The 19559-nt window shown below is 71.7% G+C and carries 23 protein-coding genes; 16 read left to right on the top strand and 7 right to left on the bottom strand.

Annotated features, from left to right (window positions below):
• Window positions 1-75: 75 nt before the first annotated feature.
• Window positions 76-588: a DUF6328 family protein gene (locus tag ACFUN8_RS01420; RefSeq protein ID WP_383629937.1), complete on the top strand. Its 513-nt coding sequence runs from the start codon at window positions 76-78 to the stop codon at window positions 586-588.
• Here ACFUN8_RS01420 and ACFUN8_RS01415 read toward each other — a convergent pair whose 3' ends face one another.
• Window positions 589-966 (bottom strand): VOC family protein, encoded by a 378-nt coding sequence (locus ACFUN8_RS01415; RefSeq protein ID WP_383629935.1) that lies wholly within the window; start codon window positions 964-966, stop codon window positions 589-591.
• A gap of 128 nt (window positions 967-1094) precedes the next feature.
• On the opposite strand from ACFUN8_RS01415, the gene ACFUN8_RS01410 reads away from it, so the two are divergent.
• The 12 genes from ACFUN8_RS01410 to ACFUN8_RS01355 all read left to right on the top strand — a co-directional run bounded on the left by ACFUN8_RS01410 (window position 1095) and on the right by ACFUN8_RS01355 (window position 10825).
• Window positions 1095-1616 carry a GNAT family N-acetyltransferase gene (locus tag ACFUN8_RS01410; RefSeq protein WP_383629933.1) on the top strand — a complete coding sequence of 174 codons (522 nt, stop codon included), beginning with the start codon at window positions 1095-1097 and terminating at the stop codon, window positions 1614-1616.
• 237 nt (window positions 1617-1853) lie between these two features.
• Window positions 1854-1976 carry a pyrroloquinoline quinone precursor peptide PqqA gene (gene pqqA / locus ACFUN8_RS01405; protein WP_383629932.1) on the top strand — a complete coding sequence of 41 codons (123 nt, stop codon included), beginning with the start codon at window positions 1854-1856 and terminating at the stop codon, window positions 1974-1976.
• A gap of 11 nt (window positions 1977-1987) precedes the next feature.
• Entirely contained in the window at window positions 1988-2890 is a 903-nt protein-coding gene (gene pqqB, locus ACFUN8_RS01400; RefSeq protein ID WP_383629931.1) for a pyrroloquinoline quinone biosynthesis protein PqqB, read from the top strand.
• Window positions 2887-3651 carry a pyrroloquinoline-quinone synthase PqqC gene (gene pqqC / locus ACFUN8_RS01395; protein WP_383629929.1) on the top strand — a complete coding sequence of 255 codons (765 nt, stop codon included), beginning with the start codon at window positions 2887-2889 and terminating at the stop codon, window positions 3649-3651. The genes pqqB and pqqC overlap by 4 nt, the downstream gene beginning before the upstream one ends.
• Window positions 3648-3932 carry a pyrroloquinoline quinone biosynthesis peptide chaperone PqqD gene (pqqD, locus tag ACFUN8_RS01390; RefSeq protein WP_383629927.1) on the top strand — a complete coding sequence of 95 codons (285 nt, stop codon included), beginning with the start codon at window positions 3648-3650 and terminating at the stop codon, window positions 3930-3932. The genes pqqC and pqqD overlap by 4 nt, the downstream gene beginning before the upstream one ends.
• Window positions 3929-5137 (top strand): pyrroloquinoline quinone biosynthesis protein PqqE, encoded by a 1209-nt coding sequence (gene pqqE, locus ACFUN8_RS01385; RefSeq protein ID WP_383629925.1) that lies wholly within the window; start codon window positions 3929-3931, stop codon window positions 5135-5137. Before pqqD ends, pqqE begins: the two co-directional genes overlap by 4 nt.
• A 60-nt stretch (window positions 5138-5197) precedes the next feature.
• Complete coding sequence (locus tag ACFUN8_RS01380) at window positions 5198-6331, top strand: PQQ-dependent sugar dehydrogenase (RefSeq protein ID WP_383629923.1); 1134 nt, start codon at window positions 5198-5200, stop codon at window positions 6329-6331.
• Between the two features lie 330 nt (window positions 6332-6661).
• Complete coding sequence (locus ACFUN8_RS01375) at window positions 6662-8188, top strand: ATP-binding protein (RefSeq protein WP_383629921.1); 1527 nt, start codon at window positions 6662-6664, stop codon at window positions 8186-8188.
• Complete coding sequence (locus ACFUN8_RS01370; RefSeq protein WP_383629919.1) at window positions 8185-8607, top strand: roadblock/LC7 domain-containing protein; 423 nt, start codon at window positions 8185-8187, stop codon at window positions 8605-8607. The genes ACFUN8_RS01375 and ACFUN8_RS01370 overlap by 4 nt, the downstream gene beginning before the upstream one ends.
• Window positions 8604-8963: a DUF742 domain-containing protein gene (locus tag ACFUN8_RS01365; RefSeq protein WP_356584695.1), complete on the top strand. Its 360-nt coding sequence runs from the start codon at window positions 8604-8606 to the stop codon at window positions 8961-8963. The genes ACFUN8_RS01370 and ACFUN8_RS01365 overlap by 4 nt, the downstream gene beginning before the upstream one ends.
• Window positions 8938-9579, top strand: coding sequence for an ATP/GTP-binding protein (locus ACFUN8_RS01360; RefSeq protein ID WP_383629917.1), 642 nt, complete (start codon window positions 8938-8940; stop codon window positions 9577-9579). The genes ACFUN8_RS01365 and ACFUN8_RS01360 overlap by 26 nt, the downstream gene beginning before the upstream one ends.
• Before the next feature lie 4 nt (window positions 9580-9583).
• The gene (locus tag ACFUN8_RS01355; protein WP_383629915.1) at window positions 9584-10825 is read left to right on the top strand and encodes a cytochrome P450; all 1242 of its coding nucleotides are present in this window, start codon (window positions 9584-9586) and stop codon (window positions 10823-10825) included.
• A 14-nt stretch (window positions 10826-10839) separates the two neighbouring features.
• Here the strand turns inward: ACFUN8_RS01355 and ACFUN8_RS01350 are convergent, their stop codons facing one another.
• The gene (locus tag ACFUN8_RS01350; RefSeq protein WP_383629913.1) at window positions 10840-12180 is read right to left on the bottom strand and encodes a 6-phospho-beta-glucosidase; all 1341 of its coding nucleotides are present in this window, start codon (window positions 12178-12180) and stop codon (window positions 10840-10842) included.
• A 61-nt stretch (window positions 12181-12241) separates the two neighbouring features.
• Window positions 12242-12685 (bottom strand): VOC family protein, encoded by a 444-nt coding sequence (locus ACFUN8_RS01345; protein ID WP_383629911.1) that lies wholly within the window; start codon window positions 12683-12685, stop codon window positions 12242-12244.
• A 156-nt stretch (window positions 12686-12841) separates the two neighbouring features.
• Between ACFUN8_RS01345 and ACFUN8_RS01340 the strand changes: the two genes are divergently transcribed.
• Window positions 12842-13330, top strand: coding sequence for a GNAT family N-acetyltransferase (locus ACFUN8_RS01340; protein ID WP_383629909.1), 489 nt, complete (start codon window positions 12842-12844; stop codon window positions 13328-13330).
• A 20-nt stretch (window positions 13331-13350) separates the two neighbouring features.
• Here the strand turns inward: ACFUN8_RS01340 and ACFUN8_RS01335 are convergent, their stop codons facing one another.
• Together ACFUN8_RS01335 and ACFUN8_RS01330 are read right to left on the bottom strand one after the other, a co-directional pair.
• Window positions 13351-14127, bottom strand: coding sequence for a peptidoglycan recognition protein (locus ACFUN8_RS01335; protein ID WP_383629907.1), 777 nt, complete (start codon window positions 14125-14127; stop codon window positions 13351-13353).
• Window positions 14128-14181: 54 nt separating this feature from the next.
• The gene (locus tag ACFUN8_RS01330; RefSeq protein ID WP_383629905.1) at window positions 14182-15180 is read right to left on the bottom strand and encodes a TetR/AcrR family transcriptional regulator C-terminal domain-containing protein; all 999 of its coding nucleotides are present in this window, start codon (window positions 15178-15180) and stop codon (window positions 14182-14184) included.
• Window positions 15181-15354: 174 nt separating this feature from the next.
• Between ACFUN8_RS01330 and ACFUN8_RS01325 the strand changes: the two genes are divergently transcribed.
• Complete coding sequence (locus ACFUN8_RS01325) at window positions 15355-16488, top strand: FAD-dependent monooxygenase (RefSeq protein WP_383629903.1); 1134 nt, start codon at window positions 15355-15357, stop codon at window positions 16486-16488.
• Window positions 16489-16610: 122 nt separating this feature from the next.
• Here ACFUN8_RS01325 and ACFUN8_RS01320 read toward each other — a convergent pair whose 3' ends face one another.
• Together ACFUN8_RS01320 and ACFUN8_RS01315 are read right to left on the bottom strand one after the other, a co-directional pair.
• Window positions 16611-17849 (bottom strand): peptidase, encoded by a 1239-nt coding sequence (locus ACFUN8_RS01320; RefSeq protein ID WP_383629901.1) that lies wholly within the window; start codon window positions 17847-17849, stop codon window positions 16611-16613.
• 95 nt (window positions 17850-17944) lie between these two features.
• A complete protein-coding gene (locus ACFUN8_RS01315) occupies window positions 17945-18304 on the bottom strand; it encodes an ArsR/SmtB family transcription factor (RefSeq protein ID WP_383629899.1) in 360 nt (119 codons plus the stop codon).
• 93 nt (window positions 18305-18397) lie between these two features.
• Between ACFUN8_RS01315 and ACFUN8_RS01310 the strand changes: the two genes are divergently transcribed.
• Entirely contained in the window at window positions 18398-19498 is a 1101-nt protein-coding gene (locus ACFUN8_RS01310; protein ID WP_383629897.1) for a cation diffusion facilitator family transporter, read from the top strand.
• The last annotated feature ends 61 nt before the right edge of the window (window positions 19499-19559 follow it).

Genomic DNA, 19559 nt, shown 5'->3' with positions numbered 1-19559 from the left:
CGGCCGCGACCGGCGTGATCGACCGTGCGCCCCGGGCCTGGCATGAACGCGTCCGTCGGGGAAACCCGGAAGCACATGACGGACGACAAGAGAAGACCCGGCAGCACCGCACCCGAGGGCCGTGACGAGTCGCCGGAGGAGCAGGCCGACCGGCGCTGGGTGGAACTGCTTCAGGAGGTACGCGTCGCTCAGACCGGGGTGCAGATCCTGTTCGGATTCCTGCTCACCGTCGTCTTCCAGCCGCGCTTCACCGACCTGTCGGACACCGACACCAACATCTACCTCGCGACGGTGGTCCTCGGAGCCGTCACCACCGGCGCGCTCATCGCGCCCGTGTCCTTCCACCGGATGGTCACCGGGCGGCAGTTGAAGCCCCAGATGGTCGAGTGGGCGTCCCGGCTCACCGTCGTCGGGCTGGTCTTCCTGCTGTGCACGATGGCGTCGGCCCTGCTGCTGATACTGCGCGTGGCGCTGCACAACGCCGTCGCGCTGTGGATCGTCGCGGGACTCGTCCTGTGGTTCGTGCTCTGCTGGTTCGTCCTGCCGGCCTGGGCCCGCCGCGACAACGCCAGGACGGAGAAGGACTGATCAGGCCGGACGGTCCTGGAGCACGGACAGCGTGTTGCCCGCCGGGTCGGTGAACCACGCGATGTACGGGCCGCCGAGCCGGAAGATGCCCCGGTCGTCGGTCTCCATGGCGGCGTAGCGCTCGAAACGCACGCCCCGCCGGACCAGCTCGTCGACGGCCGTCTCGATGTCGTCCACCGGGAAGTTGAGGATCGTGTACGTGGCGGGGACATGGTCCGGCTTCGGGTACACCAGCACCTCGGCCCCGCCCGCGAGACGCAGTCGCAGCATGCCGTTCGCCTCGGCGACGTCCAGCCCCAGCGTCTCGCCGTAGAAGAGACGGGCCCTCGGGATGTCGTCCACGGCGAAACCGCTGAACGCCTTGCTTCTGCCGAGCATGGCTGCGTCCTCTCGTCCGGAAGGGAGGGCCGTCGCGGCCCTCCCTCCGACCGTACAAGGGGGGCCGGGACCCGGCAGCCCGGCGGGCCCGTGCCCGGCCCGCACCACGGATGCGTAATACTCGGATCATGACCTCGCGTATTACCGCCACGAGCCGTGCCGCCGCCCGGTCCGCGGCGGCCGGCACCGTCCGGCGCGCCACCGCGCGCGACGCCAAGCGGCTGACCAGGCTCATCCAGGCGTCCAGCGCCTACGAGGGCCCGTACGCGCCCATGATCGCCGGCTACCGGGTGGGGCCCGACTACATCGAGACCCACCGGGTCTTCCTCGCCACCGCTCCGGACGACCGGCTGCTCGGCTTCTACGCCCTGCTGCTCGCCCCGCCCGAGCTGGACCTGATGTTCGTCGCCGACGCCGCGCAGGGCCTCGGGGTCGGGCGGCGGCTGGTCGAGCACATGAAAGGCGAGGCGCGCCAAGCCGGTGTCGACGCCGTACGTGTGGTGTCGCACCCGCCCGCCGAGGGCTTCTACCGCGGCGTGGGCGCCGAACGCGTCGGTACGGTGGCGGCGAACCCGCCCGCGGTGATGTGGGACCGCCCGGAGCTGGTCATCAGGCTCGATGCGGCCGATGAAAGCCACCCACAAGGGTAATTGGCGCGTGGACGACCACCGATCCGCGTCGGGATGTGGTCCGATGAGAGCGGTCCGACCCATTGACCGCGTCGGACCAAGACGTAACGCTGTTGCAGATGACTGAACGCCGGACACTCATGTGAATCGGCGTTCGGTGGCCCCGCACCGTCGTGCGTCACCGAGCAGTTGTCGACGAGTAGTTACTCCTGAATCACTCCCTGAACCCCCACATCTCAGGAAGGCAGGCAACAACTCATGAAGGACTCACCGGAATCGGCGCAGGAAGCGTCGGAAGGCACGATCAACTGGCAGACCCCCGAGTTCGTGGTCGTCGAGACCGCGCTCGAGGTCACCGCCTACGCCCTGACCGACCGGTAGACCCCGCCGCCATGCTGCTGCAGGTGCTCGGCACCGCGGCGGGCGGCGGACTGCCCCAGTGGAACTGCGCGTGTCCCGGCTGCGCCGGGGCACGCGCCCATCCGCACCGGCGCCGCCGTCATGCCTCACTCGCCCTGCGCGCCGACGAGGACCGTTGGTACCTCGTCAACGCGACCCCCGACATCGGCGACCAGATCGAGGACAGCCCCGCACTGCGGCCGGGACCGGGCCCGCGTGACACACCGGTGGCCGGGGTGATCCTCACCGACGCCGAACTCGATCACACCCTGGGCCTCGCCCGGCTGCGCGAGGCCGACGGATTCGACGTCCTCGCCACCCGGCCCGTCCACGGCGCACTGACCGGGCTCATGAGACTGGACGACCTCCTCACCCCGTACACCCGCCTCGAATGGCGGGAGTTGGGCGGCGAGCCCGTGCCGCTCACCAAGAGCGGCGGCGTCGAGATCGACGCCGTACCAGTCTCGCCCAAACGCCCGCGCTACGCCGTCGCCGCGACCGGAGCCGACGACGACCACACCTGGGTGGTCGCCCTGCGACTGCGCGAGACGGCGACCGGACGCAGCCTCGTCTACGCGCCCGCCCTGGCCCGCTGGACCGACGCCTTCCAGGACGCCGTCGAGGCCGCCGACTGCGTCATCGTCGACGGCACCTTCTGGGACGACGACGAACCCCGACGGACCGGCATCTCGGCCAGGACCGCCACCGGCATGGGGCATCTGCCGATCGCCGGACCGGGCGGCACCGCACGCCGGCTCTCCGGGCTGCGCGCCCGCTGCCTCTACACGCACCTCAACAACACGAACCCCCTCGGCGACCCGGACGCCCCGCAGTACACGCTGCTCGGGGAGTGGGGCCTGGAAGTCGCCGCCGACCGAATGGTGATCGAGCTGTGAGCACAGCCGCCCCGACAGCGACACGCACCGGCGGGCCCTGGAGCCCCGAGGAGTTCACGGACCGGCTGCGCGCCGTCCCCGCCGAGCGCTACCACGACCGCCACCCGTTCAACGTACGGATGCACGAAGGCACCCTGGAACCGGCCGAGTTGCGCCGCTGGATCATCAACCGCTTCCACTACCAGCGGCACATCCCGGTCAAGGACGCGCTGATCCTCGCCAAGTTCGACGACTCCTCGCTGCGCCGCTCCTGGCTCCGCCGCATCCAGGACCACGACGGACCGGTGGAGGGCGAGGGCGGCATCGAGCGCTGGCTGCGGCTCGGCGAGGCCGCCGGGATCGACCGGGCGCGGCTGTGCTCCGGCGCGGAAGTCCTGCCGGGTGTACGGCTCGCGGTCGATGGATACGTCAACTTCTGCCGACTGGGCTCCCCGCTCGAAGCCGTCGCCGCCTCCCTCACCGAACTGGCGGCGCCCGGCATCATGCGCACCCGCATCGAGGCGTTCGAACTCCACTACCGCTGGATCGAGGCCGACGGACTGATCTACTTCCGCGACCGCATCGGACAAGGCGGGCGGGACAGCCGGGAGGCCCTGGCCCTGGTCGTCGAATGGGCCACGACCAGGCGGGAGCAGGAAGCGGCCGTCGCCGCGCTCCGGTTCAAGTGCGACGTGCTCTGGTCCCTGCTGGACGCGATCGACCACGGCGTCGACCACGGGATCGACCACGGCGTCGACCACCGCGCGGGGGAGCGCCCATGACGACCGGACCACCCCCGAACATCGACACCGCCTGGAAACCGGTGCTCTCACGGTCGGTGGTCTTCCGGCACGACCGGGTCCGTGACAAGGACCTGCTCGTCCTGCCCGAGCGCGTCGTCGTGCTCCAGGGCAACGCCGGATCCATCCTGCGCCTCTGCGACGGCGCCAACGATGTCGGCGCGATCGTCGCCACCCTCGCCGCACAGCACCCCGGCGCACCCGTCGCCGACGAAGTCCCGGTCTTTCTGGGGCGGTTACGCGCGGAAGGCTGGCTCAAGTGACGGAACCGACCAGGCCGGACCCGCCGTGGGCGCTGCTCGCCGAGCTGAGCCACGGCTGCCCGCTGCGCTGTTCGTACTGCTCCAACCCCCTCGAACTGGTCGGCCGGGAAAGTGAACTGACGACCGATCAGTGGGCCGGGGTGTTCCGCCAGGCCGCCGACCTCGGAGTCGTACAGAGCCATCTCTCCGGCGGTGAACCGCTGCTCCGCCGCGACCTGACCGAGATCGTCGCCGCCGCCGACGGCGCCGGGATCCACACCCAGCTCGTCACCAGCGGCGTCGGCCTGCACGAGCGGCGGCTCGCCGCGCTGGTGGACGCCGGGCTGCGCAGCGTGCAGCTCTCTGTGCAGCATGCCGACCCCGCCGCCTCCGAACTCATAGCCGGTGCACGCTCGTTCGCGGCGAAGGAGCGTGCCGCCGGGCTCGTGCGCGCGGCGGACCTGCCGCTCGGTCTCAACGTCGTCCTGCACCGCGCCAACCTCGACGCCCTGGACGACCTCGTCGAACTCGCCCTGGCCTGGGGCGCGGAGCGCGTCGAGCTGGCCAACACCCAGTTCTACGGCTGGGCGTTGCGCAACCGCGACGCGCTCCTGCCCGACCGGGCCCAGATCTCCCGGGCCCGGGAGTCCGTCGAGCGGTGGCGGGAACGGCTGGCCGGGCGGCTGGACCTGGTGTGGGTCGTGCCGGACTACGTGGACGGGACGGCCAAGCCCTGCATGGGCGGCTGGGGCGCCGTCTCGCTGACGGTCGCGCCCGACGGCACCGTCTATCCCTGCCCGGCCGCCGCCGCCCTGCCGGGACTGGACGCCCCCAACGTCAAGGACCACTCCCTGGAGTGGATCTGGCACGAGTCGACGGCCTTCAACCTCTATCGGGGCGAGGAGTGGATGCGCGCCCCGTGCCGCAGCTGTGAGCTGCGGACCAAGGACTTCGGCGGCTGCCGCTGCCAGGCCCACGCGCTCACCGGCGATGCCGCGCGCACGGACCCGGCCTGCAGTCTGTCGCCCGACCACGCCCTCGTACGCGACCTGGTGGACGCCCTCCCGGTCGGCGCGGCGCCCCCGTACGTCTACCGGGACGGCCCCAAGGACCGCCATCTCAAGGACCACCCCGAGGATCACGGCGCCGAGGATCACGGCGCCGAGGATCACGGCGCCGAGGATCACGGCGCCGCGCGCCACGTGACCGCACCGGGTCACCCTTAGAACTTTCTTTCCCGCACCACCTCCCACCTCTCCCACCCCCCACTCCTCCCGGAGGAATCCATGCAGGGCAGCAAGCCGACGAAGACCCTCGTCAGGACGGCGGCGGCCGCGGTCGCCGCCGCGGCGCTCGTCGCCGGACTCGTCCAGACCGCCGGCGCGAGCGAGCCGCCCGCCGCCCAGGAGGCCGCGGCCAAGGCGCCCGCCGCCGCGGCCGGTGTCCCGACGAACATCACCACCATCTCCACCGGCTACTCGATCCCGTGGGGCATGTACTGGCTGCCCGACAACTCGTCGGCGCTGGTCACCGAGCGCAACACCTTCAAGGTCTTCAAGGTGACACCGAACGGGCAGCGGACCGAGGTCGGCTCCGTCCCCGAGTCCCAGACCACCGGCGGTGAGGGCGGCCTGATGGGCGTCGCCGTCGACCCGAACTGGGCGAGCAATCACTTCGTGTACTTCATGCACACCTCGTCCGAGGGCAACCGGATCGCCCGGATGACCTACGACGGCACCCGACTCACCGGCTACACGGCCCTGTTGAAGGGCATCGCGAAGAACAGGTACCACAACGGCGGCCGCCTCGCCTTCGGCCCCGACGGCTATCTCTACGCCTCGACGGGCGACGCGCAGAACACCTCCCTCGCCCAGGACAGGAACTCGCTCAACGGCAAGATCCTGCGGATGACGACGGCCGGCGCCCCGGCGCCCGGCAACCCCTTCGGCAACCATGTCTTCAGCCTCGGCCACCGCAACCCGCAGGGCATCGCCTTCGACCCGCAGGGCCGTCTCTGGGAGGCCGAACTCGGCGAGAACGCCAGGGACGAACTCAACCTCGTCAAGGCAGGCAGCAACTACGGCTGGCCCATCTGCGAAGGCACCTGCTCCACCGCCGGGATGACCAACCCGAAGGCCACCTGGACCACCGCCGAGGCCTCACCCAGCGGTATCGCCATCGTCGACAACGCCGTCTACATGGCGTCACTGCGCGGCGAACGGCTCTGGCAGATCCCGATCAACTCCGGCAACGAGAACGTCGGCACGCCGCAGGCGCACTACGTCGGCACGTACGGGCGACTGCGCGGTGTCACGAAAGTGCCCGGCACCAACGCGCTCTGGCTCTCCACGACCAACGCGGACGGCAACGGCGGTGAGCCCGCCGGGTCGGACAAGATCTTCCGAGTGACGATCGGCTGAACCGGCGCGCGCCTCGGACGACGGCCTCGTCGCACCCCGATTCCAGCCGGAACCGGGGCCCCGCGACCGGCTCCGTGAAGCCGCCTCGTACCCCGGCGCGCGCCCCCGATACGGCCGCTGCCCGGCGCGGAACTCCCCTTCCGCGCCGGACAGTCGGCCCGCCAACACGGTCGCGCGGAAGGTGAGATCGCCGACTCGGGGAGCGGTAGTGTTCGCGCTCACGGTGCGTAAGGTGAGTTGCGCCGTCGGTTACCACGGCGAGGGTGAACGTTGTCCTCGGTCGTAGTCTCCGGACCCGCCAGACTTCCCCGAACTCCCGAGGTCCGTCCCATGATCGAGATAACGGTCCTGGCCGCGAGCGGCCTGGCCACCGGGACTCTGTTGGCGCTCGTCCTGGCAGCCGGGCTGCTCCGGTCCCGCCGCGACCGGGCCGGACTCCGCGCGGAGATCACCCATTTGCGGGACCGCCTCGACAACGAGCGGTCGAAGGCCGGGCGCGCGTCCGAAGCGCTCACCGCCGAGATCGCGCACCTCGCCGAGAAGCGGATCCCCGCGGTGGCGACCCGTGCCGCGCACCCGCACGTCCAGGTGCCGGGACCACTCAACTCCGAATTCGCCCGCACCGGCCCCGGCGCCGGTCTGGACGGGGTGATCGACGGCCTGCTGGCCGTCATGAAGCAGGAGCGCAAGCGGGTCGACGCGGCGGCGCGCGCCGGCATGCGCGGCACCACCCGGGAGATCCAGGCCGGGCTCTACCGGCTCCAGGACGTGCTCCGAGGGCTGCAACAGCAGTACGACGAGCCCGAGTTGGCACAGACCCTGTTCGAACTCGACCACGAGAACGAACAGTCGTTGCGGCGCGCACAGGTCGCCGCCGTGGTGTGCGGCGCCTGGGTGGGCCTGGCCCGCGAGGAGTCGCACCTGGTGGACGCGGTCACCGGTGGCCAGTCACGGATCGTCGGCTACCACCGCGTGCGCGTCAACAACCATCTGGAGCCGGGCACCGCGCTCGTCTCGCACGCCGTCGAGCCGGTCGCGATCATCGTCGCCGAACTCCTCGACAACGCGCTGCGGCACTCCTCACGGGACACCGATGTCACGGTGAACCTGGAACGCGCCCACCACGGGGTCGCCGTCACCATCGACGACGCCGGTGTGGGCATGTCCGCCGACGAACGCGCCTACGCACAGCGGATGGTGGCGAGCAGCGAGCCGATCCTGCTGTCGGACCTCGGCGACCCGCCCCGCATGGGGCTGGCCGCGATCGGCCAGCTCACCCGGCAGTTCGACCTGTCCGTCGACCTGTCGACCCCGTCTCCGTACGGCGGGGTACGCGCGGTGCTGCTGGTCAACAGTCACCTGCTCAGCCATGTCGACCCGTCCCTCCGCCCGCCCGCCGCCGCGGCCCCGCGCTCCACCCGCCCCGCCGGGGCACCGGAACAGCCCGCCAGGCCGGAGACGGCCGGGAAGCTGCCCGTCAGAACCGCCTCCGCCTCGCGGAACGTACGGGCGGCCGCCCGCCGGGCGGCCCCGCCCGCGACCCCTGAGATGACCCCGCACCCCGGGTCCCCGCACACCGGCTCACCCTTCGCCGACGACCGTTACCCCGCCCCCTCACCCGTCGACGACGTCGACCCCGACACTCCGCCCGGCGACGACGCCCTGCCCCAGCGCAGAAGCCGCCGCACCGCCCGCCCCGGCGCCGAAGCCCCGGCTCCGGCCGCCCGGCCCGTCCCCGCGCAGGCCCAGCCGCCCGCCCGTACCCCCGAACACTCCGCCGCGGCGCTCGGGGCGCTCCAGTCCGGTACCGCAGCGGCACGATCCACCGCCGACCCCGAAGGGAACGACCCGCGATGAAAAGCCGCGACGCCGGCGAAACGGCGTGGGTGCTTGATCCGATCCTGGAAATCCCGCATGTGCGGGCAGCCGTCCTGCTCACCAGAGACGGCCTCGTCTCCGGTTACACGGACGCGCTGACCCAGGCCACCGCCGAACGCACGGCGGCGATCACCAGCACCGTGCATGGCGCGTGCCGTACGGCCGCCGCCGCCTTCGCCGACCACGACGACGCCGAGATCCGCCAGATCGTCATCGAGTCCGACCACGGCTACATCCTGGTCGCGCCCACCTCGCACGGCACCTGTGTGGCCGCGTACGGAGGCCCCGAGGTACGGCTCGACCTGCTCGCCCACCGGGTGCACTCACAGGTGGCCAGACTCGGTGAGAAAACCATGACCGCCGCACCACGCGCGGCGGAGGGCGGCGCTCCGGTATGACCGGCCGCAGGAGCGGCCGCCCACTCGTTCCCGCCTATCTGTCCACCGGCGGGGTGGCTCGGCCGAGCCACACCGAACTGGAGCGGCTTTCACTGCTGACCGGGGGGACCGGACCCGCCCCCGACGGGCTGCCCGCCGCCCGGCACGCTCTCTTCGACGTGCTCGACGGCGGGACGCTCACCCTCGTGGAGGCCGCGGCCCTGCTGGAGCTGCCGGTCTCCGCCGTCCGCGTACTCGCCGCCGAGCTGGCGGACCAGGGGCTGGTGAGCTTACGCGCGCCCGTCCCCCCGGCCGCCCTGCCCGCACCCGACCTGTTGAAGAGAGTGGCCGATGGCCTCCGCGCCCTCAAGCAGTAGCACCAGCGGCGCCGGCGTGGACGGGTTGCATCTGCCCGACACCACCAGCGAGTTGGCGAAAATCCTGGTGGCGGGCCCGTTCGGCGTGGGCAAGACCACGCTGATCGACTCGGTGTCCGAGATCCGCCCCCTGCACACCGAGGAACACCTCACCGAGGCGTCCGTGTCCGTGGACGACCTCGCGGGCGTACGCGACAAGACGACCACGACCGTCGCCATCGACTTCGGGCGGATCAGCCTGGACGCCGGGATCGTGCTCTATCTGTTCGGCACCCCCGGTCAGGAACGGTTCCGCGCCCTGTGGGCGGACATCGCCCACGGGGCGCTCGGGGCACTCGTCCTCGTCGACTCGCGTCGTATCGACGACTCCTTCGACGTCCTCGGTCTGGTCGAGGAGTCGGGGCTGCCGTACGCCGTCGCGCTCAACACCTTCCCCGACACGCGCACCTACACGGAGGAGCAGTTGCGCGGTTCGCTGGACCTGGAACCCGACACACCCATGATCGTCTGCGACGCCCGCGACACCAACTCCTCCATCGACGCTCTGCTCGCACTCGTCCAGCACTTGATAGCGGGCCACGCCGCCGGCACCGGCCCCACCACGGAGAGCCGGTGACCTGGTGACTTCCTACCCCGCGCCCGCGAAGGCGTTCTCCCTCTCGGCGCCGGTCCGGCTCTGGGACGAGGGGTTCGCCGCCGACCCGCGCGGCCGCTACGAGGCGCTCCGGGCACAGGGGCCCGTCGGCTGGGCCGAACTGGCCCCCGGCGAGCCCGCGTACATCGTCACCGACCGCCGGGCCGCGCTCGACATCCTGCACGACCCCGACACCTGGTCGCGCGACTCCCGGGAGTGGGAGGCCACCGCGGCCCCCGACTCGCCGATCTTCGGCATGCTGAGGTGGCGCCCCAATCCCCTCTTCACCGACGGGGCCGTGCACCGGCGCTACCGGACGGCGCTGGTCGACGGCTTCGACCTCGTCGAGCCGCACGACCTGCGGGAGCGCGTGCACCGCGCCGTGGACCTGCTGGTCGGCCGGTTCGGGCCGGCGGGCAGCGCCGACCTCGTGGACGACTTCGCCCGCCCCCTGATGACGCTGATCTTCAACAACCTCTTCGGCCTGCCCGACAGCGAGAGCGCCCGCCTCAACAACTCGCTCGGCCGGCTGATGGAAGGCGGCGACGAAGCCGCCGCCGGGGACGTGGAGTACGGCGAGTACGTCACGGAACTCGTCACCGCCAAGACCCTCGAACGCGGTGACGACCTGACCAGCTGGCTGATCGACCACCCGGCGGACCTCACGTACGAGGAAGTCGTCTGGCAGGTCTTCCTCACCATGGGCGCGGGCCACGAACCCACCGCGAACCTCGTCGCCAACGCCCTGTCCCGGATGCTCGGCAACCCCTCCTACTACTCCACCCTCACCAGCGGCTCCCGCCCCGTGATGGACGCGGTCCTCGAAGTCCTGCGCCACGAGACACCGCTGGCGAACTACGGCATCCTCTACGCCCGCGAGCCGCTGAGCTTCCACGGCGTCTGGGTGCGCCGGGCGGTGCCCGTCATCGTCTCGTACGGGGCGGTCGGCTACTTCTCCGAACAGGACGCCGCCGACACACCGCACCACCCGCACGACGCGTCCCATCTGTCCTGGGGCGCGGGCGCGCACAAGTGCCCCGTCAAACAGCACGCGCTGCTCATCGCGACCGAGGCCATCGAGCGGATCACCCAGTGGCTGCCCGACCTGGAACTGGTCACACCCCGCGACCAACTCACCTGGCGGCCGGGCCCGTTCGTCCGCTCCCTGAAATCACTGCCGGTCCACTTCACACCGCGTACACCGGACACCGTCGTCGCCGGCCCGTAACGCCCGGTGGAGGGCTACTTGAGATATCCGAGACCCGGATGGACGTCGACATAGCCCTCCACCAGCCGCCGCGCCACGGTCACCGAGTCCACCAGCGGATGCAGCGCGAACGCCTTCACCGCCGTCGTACGCGAACCGCTCTCCGCCGCCGCCAGCACCTCACGCTCGACCGCCTTCACCGCGCAGACCAGACCGGTGGCGTGGTACGGCAGCGGCGCCACCGCCACCGGATGGGCGCCGTTCGCGTCCACGAGGCACGGGACCTCGATGACGGCGTCGGAGTCCAGCACCGAAAGCGTCGTGCCGTTGCGGACGTTGAGGATGAGCGTCGCCCGGCTGTCGTGCGCGATGGCCCGCATCAGGGCGAGGGCGACCTTCTCGTACCCGCCCGACTCCAGGTCCTCGACGGCGCGTTCACCCGCGCCGGCCGCCTCGCGGTTGTGCGCCATGTACGTGGCCTCGCGTTCGGCGCGGGTACGGTCCCAGGTCGCCAGCGCGGGGGCGTCGGGCCGCTCCATCTCCGCGTAGAAACGGGCCTGTTGGTCCCGCAGGAACGCGCCACGCGTGCGCTCGGCCTCGCGGTAGGCGCGCACGGTCTCGCGGTTGAAGTAGTAGTAGTGCAGATACTCGTTGGGGATCGAGCCGAGGGACCGGAGCCAGTCCGCGCCGAACAGCCTGCCCTCCTCGATCGAGCCCAGCAGTCCGGGATCGGCGAGCAGCCGGGGGAGTTCGTCGCGGCCGTCGATGCGCAGACCGCGCAGCCAGCCGAGATGGTTGAGGCCGACGTAGTCGATGAAGGCGGTGCCGGGATCGCCGCCCAGGACGCGCGCGACGCGGCGGCCGAGCCCCACGGGTGAGTCGCAGATACCGATGACCCGCTCGCCGAGATGGCGCGCCATCGCCTCGGTGACCAGACCTGCGGGGTTGGTGAAGTTGATGACCCAGGCGTCGGGGGCGAGGCGGGCGACCCGGCGCGCGATGTCGACGGCGACGGGCACGGTGCGCAGCCCGTACGCGATACCGCCGGCCCCGACGGTCTCCTGACCGAGCACCCCCTCGGCGAGCGCCACGCGCTCGTCAGCCGCGCGGCCTTCGAGACCGCCGACCCGGATCGCCGAGAAGACGAAGTCGGCGCCCCGGACCGCCTCGTCCAGATCGGTGGTGACGGTGACCCGCGGCGCGTCGGGCACGCCCGCCGCCTGGTCGGCGAGCACCCGGGCGACGGCGGTCAGCCGGGCGGAATTCACGTCGTGGAGGACGACATCGGTGACCCGGCCCTCGGCGTGGTCGCCGAGGAGCGCGCCGTACACCAGGGGGAGCCGGAAGCCCCCGCCGCCGAGGACCGTGAGCCTCATCCGACAACCACCTTCGACGCGCGACGCGACCGTCGCGCCGCGACTGAACAGGACGGTCCCGTTATACGTCACCGACGGCGGGGCCAGCGACGGCGGAGCCGGCGACGGGGTCGGGCTGCCGGGCCGGTTCGGGCGCCACGGCGAGCGTGAAGGAGTGACCGGCCGGATCGGAGTACGTGCGCACATCGCGCGGTCCGCTGTTGTTCTTGGCCTCCACCGGCCTGGCACCCAGCCCGACCGCGTCACGCTCGGCCTCGTCCATGTCACCCCGGTTCACGAGGATCCGCAGATGGGCCTGCTGGGAGTCGTCGGGCCGGGGCCAGCTCGGCGGGGCGTAGCCGTGGTCGCGGTGGATCGCCAGATGGACGCCGTTGTTGCCGACGATCTCCAGATAGTCGGGGTCGCCCCACGGGCGGATCTCCGCGTCGAGCAACGCGGCGTAGAACTCGGCCAGTTCCATCGGTTCGGCACAGTCCAGGACAAGGACACTCGTCTTCTCAACCATGCCCTCGCGTGTACCCGCCGTCATCGGCGACACACGACGGGTACGGGGGTGGGAACGGGCGCGGACGGGGCACGGACGCCCGCGCGGACGGCGCACGGACGGGGCACGGACGGAAAGCGTTGGCGGTCCCGGCCGCCGCCCCGGCATGCTGGCCCCATGCTGATCAGGGAAGCCACCGGCGAGGACTGGGCCGCCATCTGGCCCTTCTTCCACCGGATCGTCGCCGCCGGGGACACGTTCACCTATCCGACCGACCTCGCCGAGGACGACGCGCGCGGCTGGTGGCTGCTGGCCCCGCCGAACCGTACGGTCGTCGCCGTCGACGACACGGGCACGGTCCTCGGCACCGCCAAGATGAACAACAACCACATGGGCAACGGCGCGCACATCGCGAGCGCCAGCTACATGGTCGACCCGGCCCACGCGGGCCGGGGTGTGGGCCGGGCGCTGTGCGAGTACAGCCTGGAGTGGGCGCGGACGGCGGGCTTTCGCGCGATGCAGTTCAACGCCGTCGTGGAGACCAACACGCACGCGGTGAAGCTGTACGAAGCACTCGGCTTCACGGTGCTCGGCACACTCCCCGAGGGCTTCCGCCACCCGGTGCGCGGCTATGTCGGACTGCACATCATGCACCGCGCGCTCTGAGCGTCACCGCCGAACGGGGATCAGTCCTCCGGGCGGCCCTGGAGGCGCGCGGCCCGTTCACGTATCCCGGGGAGCTGTCCGTACAGCGCGCCGCCCGGACAGTGCGTCGAATAGCCGTCGCGGTGCCCCGACACCGTACGGAAGATCTGCCGGGTGCCCTTCTCGTAGCGGCTGCCGTCGTTGGTGGACACCAGCGTCGTCGTGCCGCGCGGATCCACCCCGTACAGGCCGAGCTTCCACGCGATCAGCCGCGCCAGCGCGTCGACCATGGGCTCGGGCACCGGCGCGCCGTCGCTGAAGTCGCCTATCGCGGCGATGCCGACCGTGCCGATGTTGAAGCCGAGGGTGTGCGCGCCGACGACCGGGTTGTTGATGCCGCCCGCGCGGCCCTCGTAGATGACGCCGCCCCGGTCCACGAGGAAGTTGTAGCCGATGTCGTCCCACTGCCGGTTGTCGACGTGGTCGACGGCGAAGGTACGGATGAGACCGGGTACCTCGGGGCGCGTGTAGTCGTTGGGGCTGCTGGTGTGGTGGATGAAGACGGCCTTCACGGCGTTCGCCGTGCGCTCCGGCTTCCGCCGGGGCGGGGGCTTCTCCTGCCAGAACGTCCGGGGCTCGACGGCGGGCGGCGCACTGGCCCAGCGGAGCGGGCGCTCCGGGCGTGCCTGCGGTCGCGAGCGAGGGGTGGGCCCGTCCTCGCCGGCTTTACCGGCGGCGTCGGCGGCCAGGGTGAGGCCCGCACCCGCTGCGGCGGCCCAGCCCATGCCACGAAGCAGCACGCGCCGGTCGATGCTCATGGGGACGAGCGTATGGCGCGCCGCCGTGATCCGCCTCCCCTCCGCAGGGAGTGATCAGCCCTCGATGACGACGGTGAGACCGTCGAGCAGCGGCCCCAGACCGAATTCGAACAGTTCGTCCAGACGGAGGTCGTATCCGCCCTCCCGCCCGGCGGCGGCGGTGATCCTGGCGAAGGTCGGATGGTCGCCCGAGGCGGCGACCGCGTCGAGCGCGGGCCCCTGGCTGTTCAGCCACTCCTCCTCGGACAGCCCCGTCGCGGACTGGGCCTGCGCCTCGCGCTCCAGATTGACGGCGATGCCCTGCACATAGCTGTAGATCAGCACATGCAGGTCCAGGACGGTCCTCGGGGCGAGACCGTGGCCGTCGAGGGCGCTGAGGATCCACTCGGCGTGGACCATCAGATTGGGCAGCGGCACCGGTCGGGTGAGGGACGTGATGTGCGCCAGCCAGGGGTGCCTGCGGTACAGCGCCCACTGGGTGCGGGCGCCGAGTTCGATCCGCGGCCGCCAGTGGGCGGGGAGGCCGCCGGGGTAGGACTCCTCCCCGTACACGGCGTCGGCCATCAGCAGGACGAGGTCGTCCTTGCCGGTCACGTGGCGGTACGGCGACATGGTCGCGACACCGAGCCGTGCGGCGACGCCGCGCATGGACAGTGCGGCGAGTCCCTCGGCGTCGGCGATCTCGACGGCGGCGCGGACGACGCGGTCGCGGGTCAGTTCGCCGTGTTCGCCGTGTTCGGCGCGTTCGGTGAGCCCCGACGCGGCGGACGTCACGGGTGGGGCGGACGTGGTGGACATGACGGAAGTGGAGTCGGCTGCCGCCGGCGCCACCACCGTGCCGACACGCGGCTTGGCCAGCACCACCCCCTGCAGTCGCAGAGTCGTCAGCGCTTTCGTCGCCGTCGCGAGCGCGACGCCCCACTCCCGTGCGATCTGCCGCGTCGACGGCACCGGGTCGCCGGGGGACAGCTCACCGTCCGCGATACGGCGCCGGATCTCGGCGACGATGCGCAGATACGGGGGGCGGGGCGGCCGCGGCGGATCTTTTTTCACGGTCGCCTCTCGCTCCCGGTCGTCCTGTACTAGAGCAGAGGCTACCGGCCGACCTCTGGCCCAGCTCCCCTGTCAGGGCGTCACTACCCTAGTACAGAGCGGAGAATCGGACGGTTGGCAGCCCTGCGCGTACGCCGTACATTCAGCGGCGTACACCGTACCGAGGAGTCCGAAATGAAGACTGTGCTCATCTCCGGCGCCGGCGTCGCCGGCCTCACCCTCGCCCACTGGCTGCACCACTACGGCTTCGAGCCGACCGTCGTCGAGAAGGCCGCCGCCCCGCGGCCGGGCGGCCAGGCCGTCGATGTCCGGGGCGTCGCGCTCGACGTCGCGGACCGGACCGGCATCGGCTCGGCGATACGTAACGTCCGCACCCGCATGCGCGGCATGTCGCTGCTCGACCCCGACGGCAACGAGATCCACCGCTCCACCGAGGAGACCTTCAGCGGCGGCCGACTCGACAACGACGACATCGAGCTGCTGCGCGAGGACCTCACCGACATCCTGTACGGGCGCGTCCGCGCCGGCGTCGAGTTGGTCCACGGCGACTCCGTCACCGTCCTCACCGAGCGGACGAACGGCGTCCACGTCACCTTCGAGCGTGGCGCCCCGCGCGTCTTCGACCTCGTGATCGGCGCCGACGGGCTGCACTCCCGGGTGCGGGAGCTGGTCTTCGGCGAGGAGTCGCGGTTCCTCCATCACCTCGGCACCTATCTGGCGGTCTTCGGCATGGAGAACTTCCTGGAGCTGACGGACTGGCAGGTCTGGCTCCGGGACGGCACGGCGGGCTACGGCATCTACCCGGTGCGCGCGAACACCGAGATCAGGGTGATGCTCGGCTTCGAGTCCGCCCCACTGGGCCACGACCACCGCGACATCGAGCAGCAACGCCGGCTCACCGCCGACGCGTTCGCCGCACTCCGCTGGGAGACCCCGCGACTGCTCAAGGCGATGGCCGAGGCGCCCGACTTCTACTTCGACTCAATGGCCCATGTCCGTATGGGCAGTTGGTCCAGGGGCCGCGTCGCGCTGCTCGGCGACGCGGGCTACTGCGCGTCGCCGCTGTCGGGGCAGGGGACGAGCCTGGCCCTCGTGGGCGCGTACGTCCTGGCGTACGAACTGGGCCGGGCGGCGGAGGGGCCGCAGGGGCGCGCGGGCCGGCACGGCGCGGCCTTCGCCCGGTACGAGGAGCGGATGCGGCCCTTCGTCGAGATGAATCAGGCCATCGCACTGGAGAACCCCGGTGGACCGGCTTCCGAGGAGTCCGTGGACCGGGCGAAGAACGCGATCTCGCTGGACGACGCGTAGGGCCGGCCCCAGAGACGGAGCCCCAGAGACGGAGCCACCCGAGCCGGACCGGCCCCCGAGCCGGAGCCCCCGAGCGGTGCCGGCCCCCGAGCGGGGACCGGCACCTCACCTCACCTCAGCGATCAGGACGTGCGGCGGCGCACCGCGAGGGCGGCGCCTCCGGCCGCCAGCAGGGCGAGAGCGGCCCCTCCGGCGAGGAGCGTGCCGCCTCCGGTGCCGGTCTCGGCCAGCTCGTCCAACTGGGTGTCGGTGCCACCCGTGGATCCCGTACCGCCAGTGGCTCCGCCGGTCGCCCCGCCGGTCGTGCCCCCACTCGTGCCGCCGGCCGTCCCGCCCGAAGTCGCACCGCCCGAGGTCTCGTTGACAACGATCTCGGCCGTGTTGTTGGTGCGGTTCCTGTCGAACGGCAGCGTTCCCCACCGGTTGTCGCCCTTGACGAACGCCACCTCGCCCGTGGCGTTCGCCACGACCTTGTGGATCCGCAGCCCGAAGACGTACGCGCGCTCGCTGTCCTCGTCGGCGTAGTTGTACGGCGTCGTGCAGCGGTACGTCGCCGCCGCCTCGGCCGGCTCGCAGAACTCCGGGACCTTGGTGACCTTGGTCCCCTCCGGGATCCCGACGTCGAAGACACCGATCGGCCCGTAGACGTCGTTCTTCGCCCAGGCCGGGCCCTTGTTGGCGAAGGTGACCTTCGCGTCCACCGTCTGCCCCGCCGTGCCCTTCACCTTCGAACCGGTCAGTGCGAAGTCCGCCGTGTTCTCGGCGGTGATGTCGACGCCGAGTTCGCCGCCGTGGACGGTGCCCGGCGCCTCGGGCGCGGCCCGCGCGACGAGCTTCAGCACCGGGTCGGTGCCGCCGCCGTGCTGCGTGCCGTCGGGGAACGTGGGGATGCCCGCGAGGATGTTGACGTTGAGCCGCTCGTACAGGGCCCGGTCCAGGACGTTCAGGCCGATGGGCTCGGCGGGCTCGTAGACGACGCCGGGCTCCAGGATCTGCTCGATGTCGCACACCGCGTTCACCTGCGCCGGGCCCTCGTCCTGGGCGGGGGCCTCCTCGTACACGCAGTTGGAGTACTTCTTGGCGTAGGCCAGCCCCTGCGAGCCGCCGAGGTAGAGCACCACGCGCGTGGCGGGCGCGTCCCCCTTGTTCTTCACCGCGAACGACACCTGGGTCGAGTCGCCGGGCTCCACTCCCTCGATGGGCGTGGCCGGCTGCTCGAAGACCAACTCGGCTCCGGGCTCCGCCTGTTCGGCGGCGGCGGCGCCGACGGGAGCCGCCACCAGCGACCAGCCGACCGCCGCGGCGACGACCGCTCCCGCCGTGAGCCGCAGTGGTGTGTGTGCCTTTGACGCAGTTGTCATGTGCCCCTCCGAGGACCCGCGCACCGACCGAGTGGCGAACCGGGTGTGGAAGGGAAGACACGCACAGGGAACGAACGGTTGTACGGAAGATGTCCTCAGTCGTGCGAGGGGCGGCCGTCGAGCTGGTGGTCGGCCAGGTTCAGCGCCTCGTCGATCACGCGCCGCAGATGGCCGTCGCGGAGGCTGTAGACGACCCGGCGGCCCTCCTTGCGGGTGACCACCAGGCCGGCCAGCCGGAGCTTGGCGAGGTGCTGGCTCACGGCGGGGCGGGCCGCGCCGCACACCTCCGTCAGCGTGGTCACGTCCGCCTCGCCGCCCGTCAGCGCGTGCAGCAGGACCAGCCGTGTGCGGTCGGCGAGTACGGCGAAGACCTCCGCGGCGAGGGTGAACTGCTCCTCGCCCGGAATGGGTGGGTGCGCATCATGCGCAGGTGATAGTTGCATGCGTGCGTTCATATGCACATAATGGCGAACGGGTTACGCCGCTGTCCACCCGGGCCCCTCCCCGCCCCGCCCGGCCCACTGCCCGCGCGTCGGAAGGTCATCCCCATGAACGACCCGCACGGACACTCCCACGCCCATGACGGCCCCGCCCAGGACCGCCACCCCCACGGCCACGTGCGCCATGAGGGCCCCGGCGGGCGCCTCGCCCGCTGGCGGCACACCCTCGGCCACCTCCTCACACCCCACTCCCACGAGTCGGCCGACAAGACCGACCACGCCCTCGAATCGTCGGCGAAGGGCATGCGCGCCCTGTGGGTCTCACTGGCCGTGCTCGGCGTGACGGCGCTCGCGCAGGTGGTGGTCGTGATCCTGTCCGGCTCGGTGGCTTTGCTGGGCGACACCGTCCACAACGCCGCCGACGCGCTCACCGCGCTCCCGCTCGCCGTCGCGTTCGTCCTGGGGCGGCGCGCGGCCACGCGCAGATTCACCTACGGGTACGGGCGGGCGGAGGACGTCGCCGGCCTCGTCATCGTGCTGACCATCGCCGCCTCGGCCGTGTTCGCCGCGTGGACCGCCGTCGACCGGCTGCTCGACCCGCAGCGGATCAGCTATCTGCCGGCCGTCGCCGCCGCGGCCGTGGTCGGGTTCATCGGCAACGAGTGGGTCGCTCGCTACCGCATCCGCGTCGGCCGTGAGATCGGCTCGGCGGCCCTGGTCGCCGACGGGCTGCACGCCCGTACCGACGGATTCACCTCGCTCGCCGTCCTGTTGGGCGCTGGTGGTGCCGCGATCGGCTGGCGGCTCGCCGACCCGATCGTCGGCCTGCTCATCACCGCCGCGATCGTCTTCGTCCTGCGCGACGCCGCCCGCGAGGTGTTCCGCCGCGTCATGGACTCCGTCGACCCCGCGCTCGTGGACTCCGCCGAACTGGCGCTGCTGGAGGTCCCCGGCGTACGGGCGGTGGGGGAGCTGCGGCTGCGCTGGATCGGGCACCGGCTGCGCGCCGAGGTCGCGGTCGTGGTGGACGGCGAACTGACCGTGCGTCAGGCGCACCAGGTCGCGGTCGAGGCCGAACACGCCCTGCTGCACGCCGTACCGAAGCTGACCGCCGCCCTCGTCCACGCCGACCCCGCCGCCACCCCCGAGGGCGCGGACCCGCACGCGGCACTGCACCATCACGCCCCCGCCGCGACCCGTAGCGCCTGAGACAGGCCCTTGTCGGTTACATGACACCATCACTAGCGTGTGCCGGGTTCCATCCCCCACA

This window comes from Streptomyces sp. NPDC057307 (assembly GCF_042667665.1).
Lineage (GTDB): Bacteria > Actinomycetota > Actinomycetes > Streptomycetales > Streptomycetaceae > Streptomyces.
Note: the sequence above shows the minus strand (reverse complement) of the source record. Positions and strands in the feature narration are given on the sequence as shown.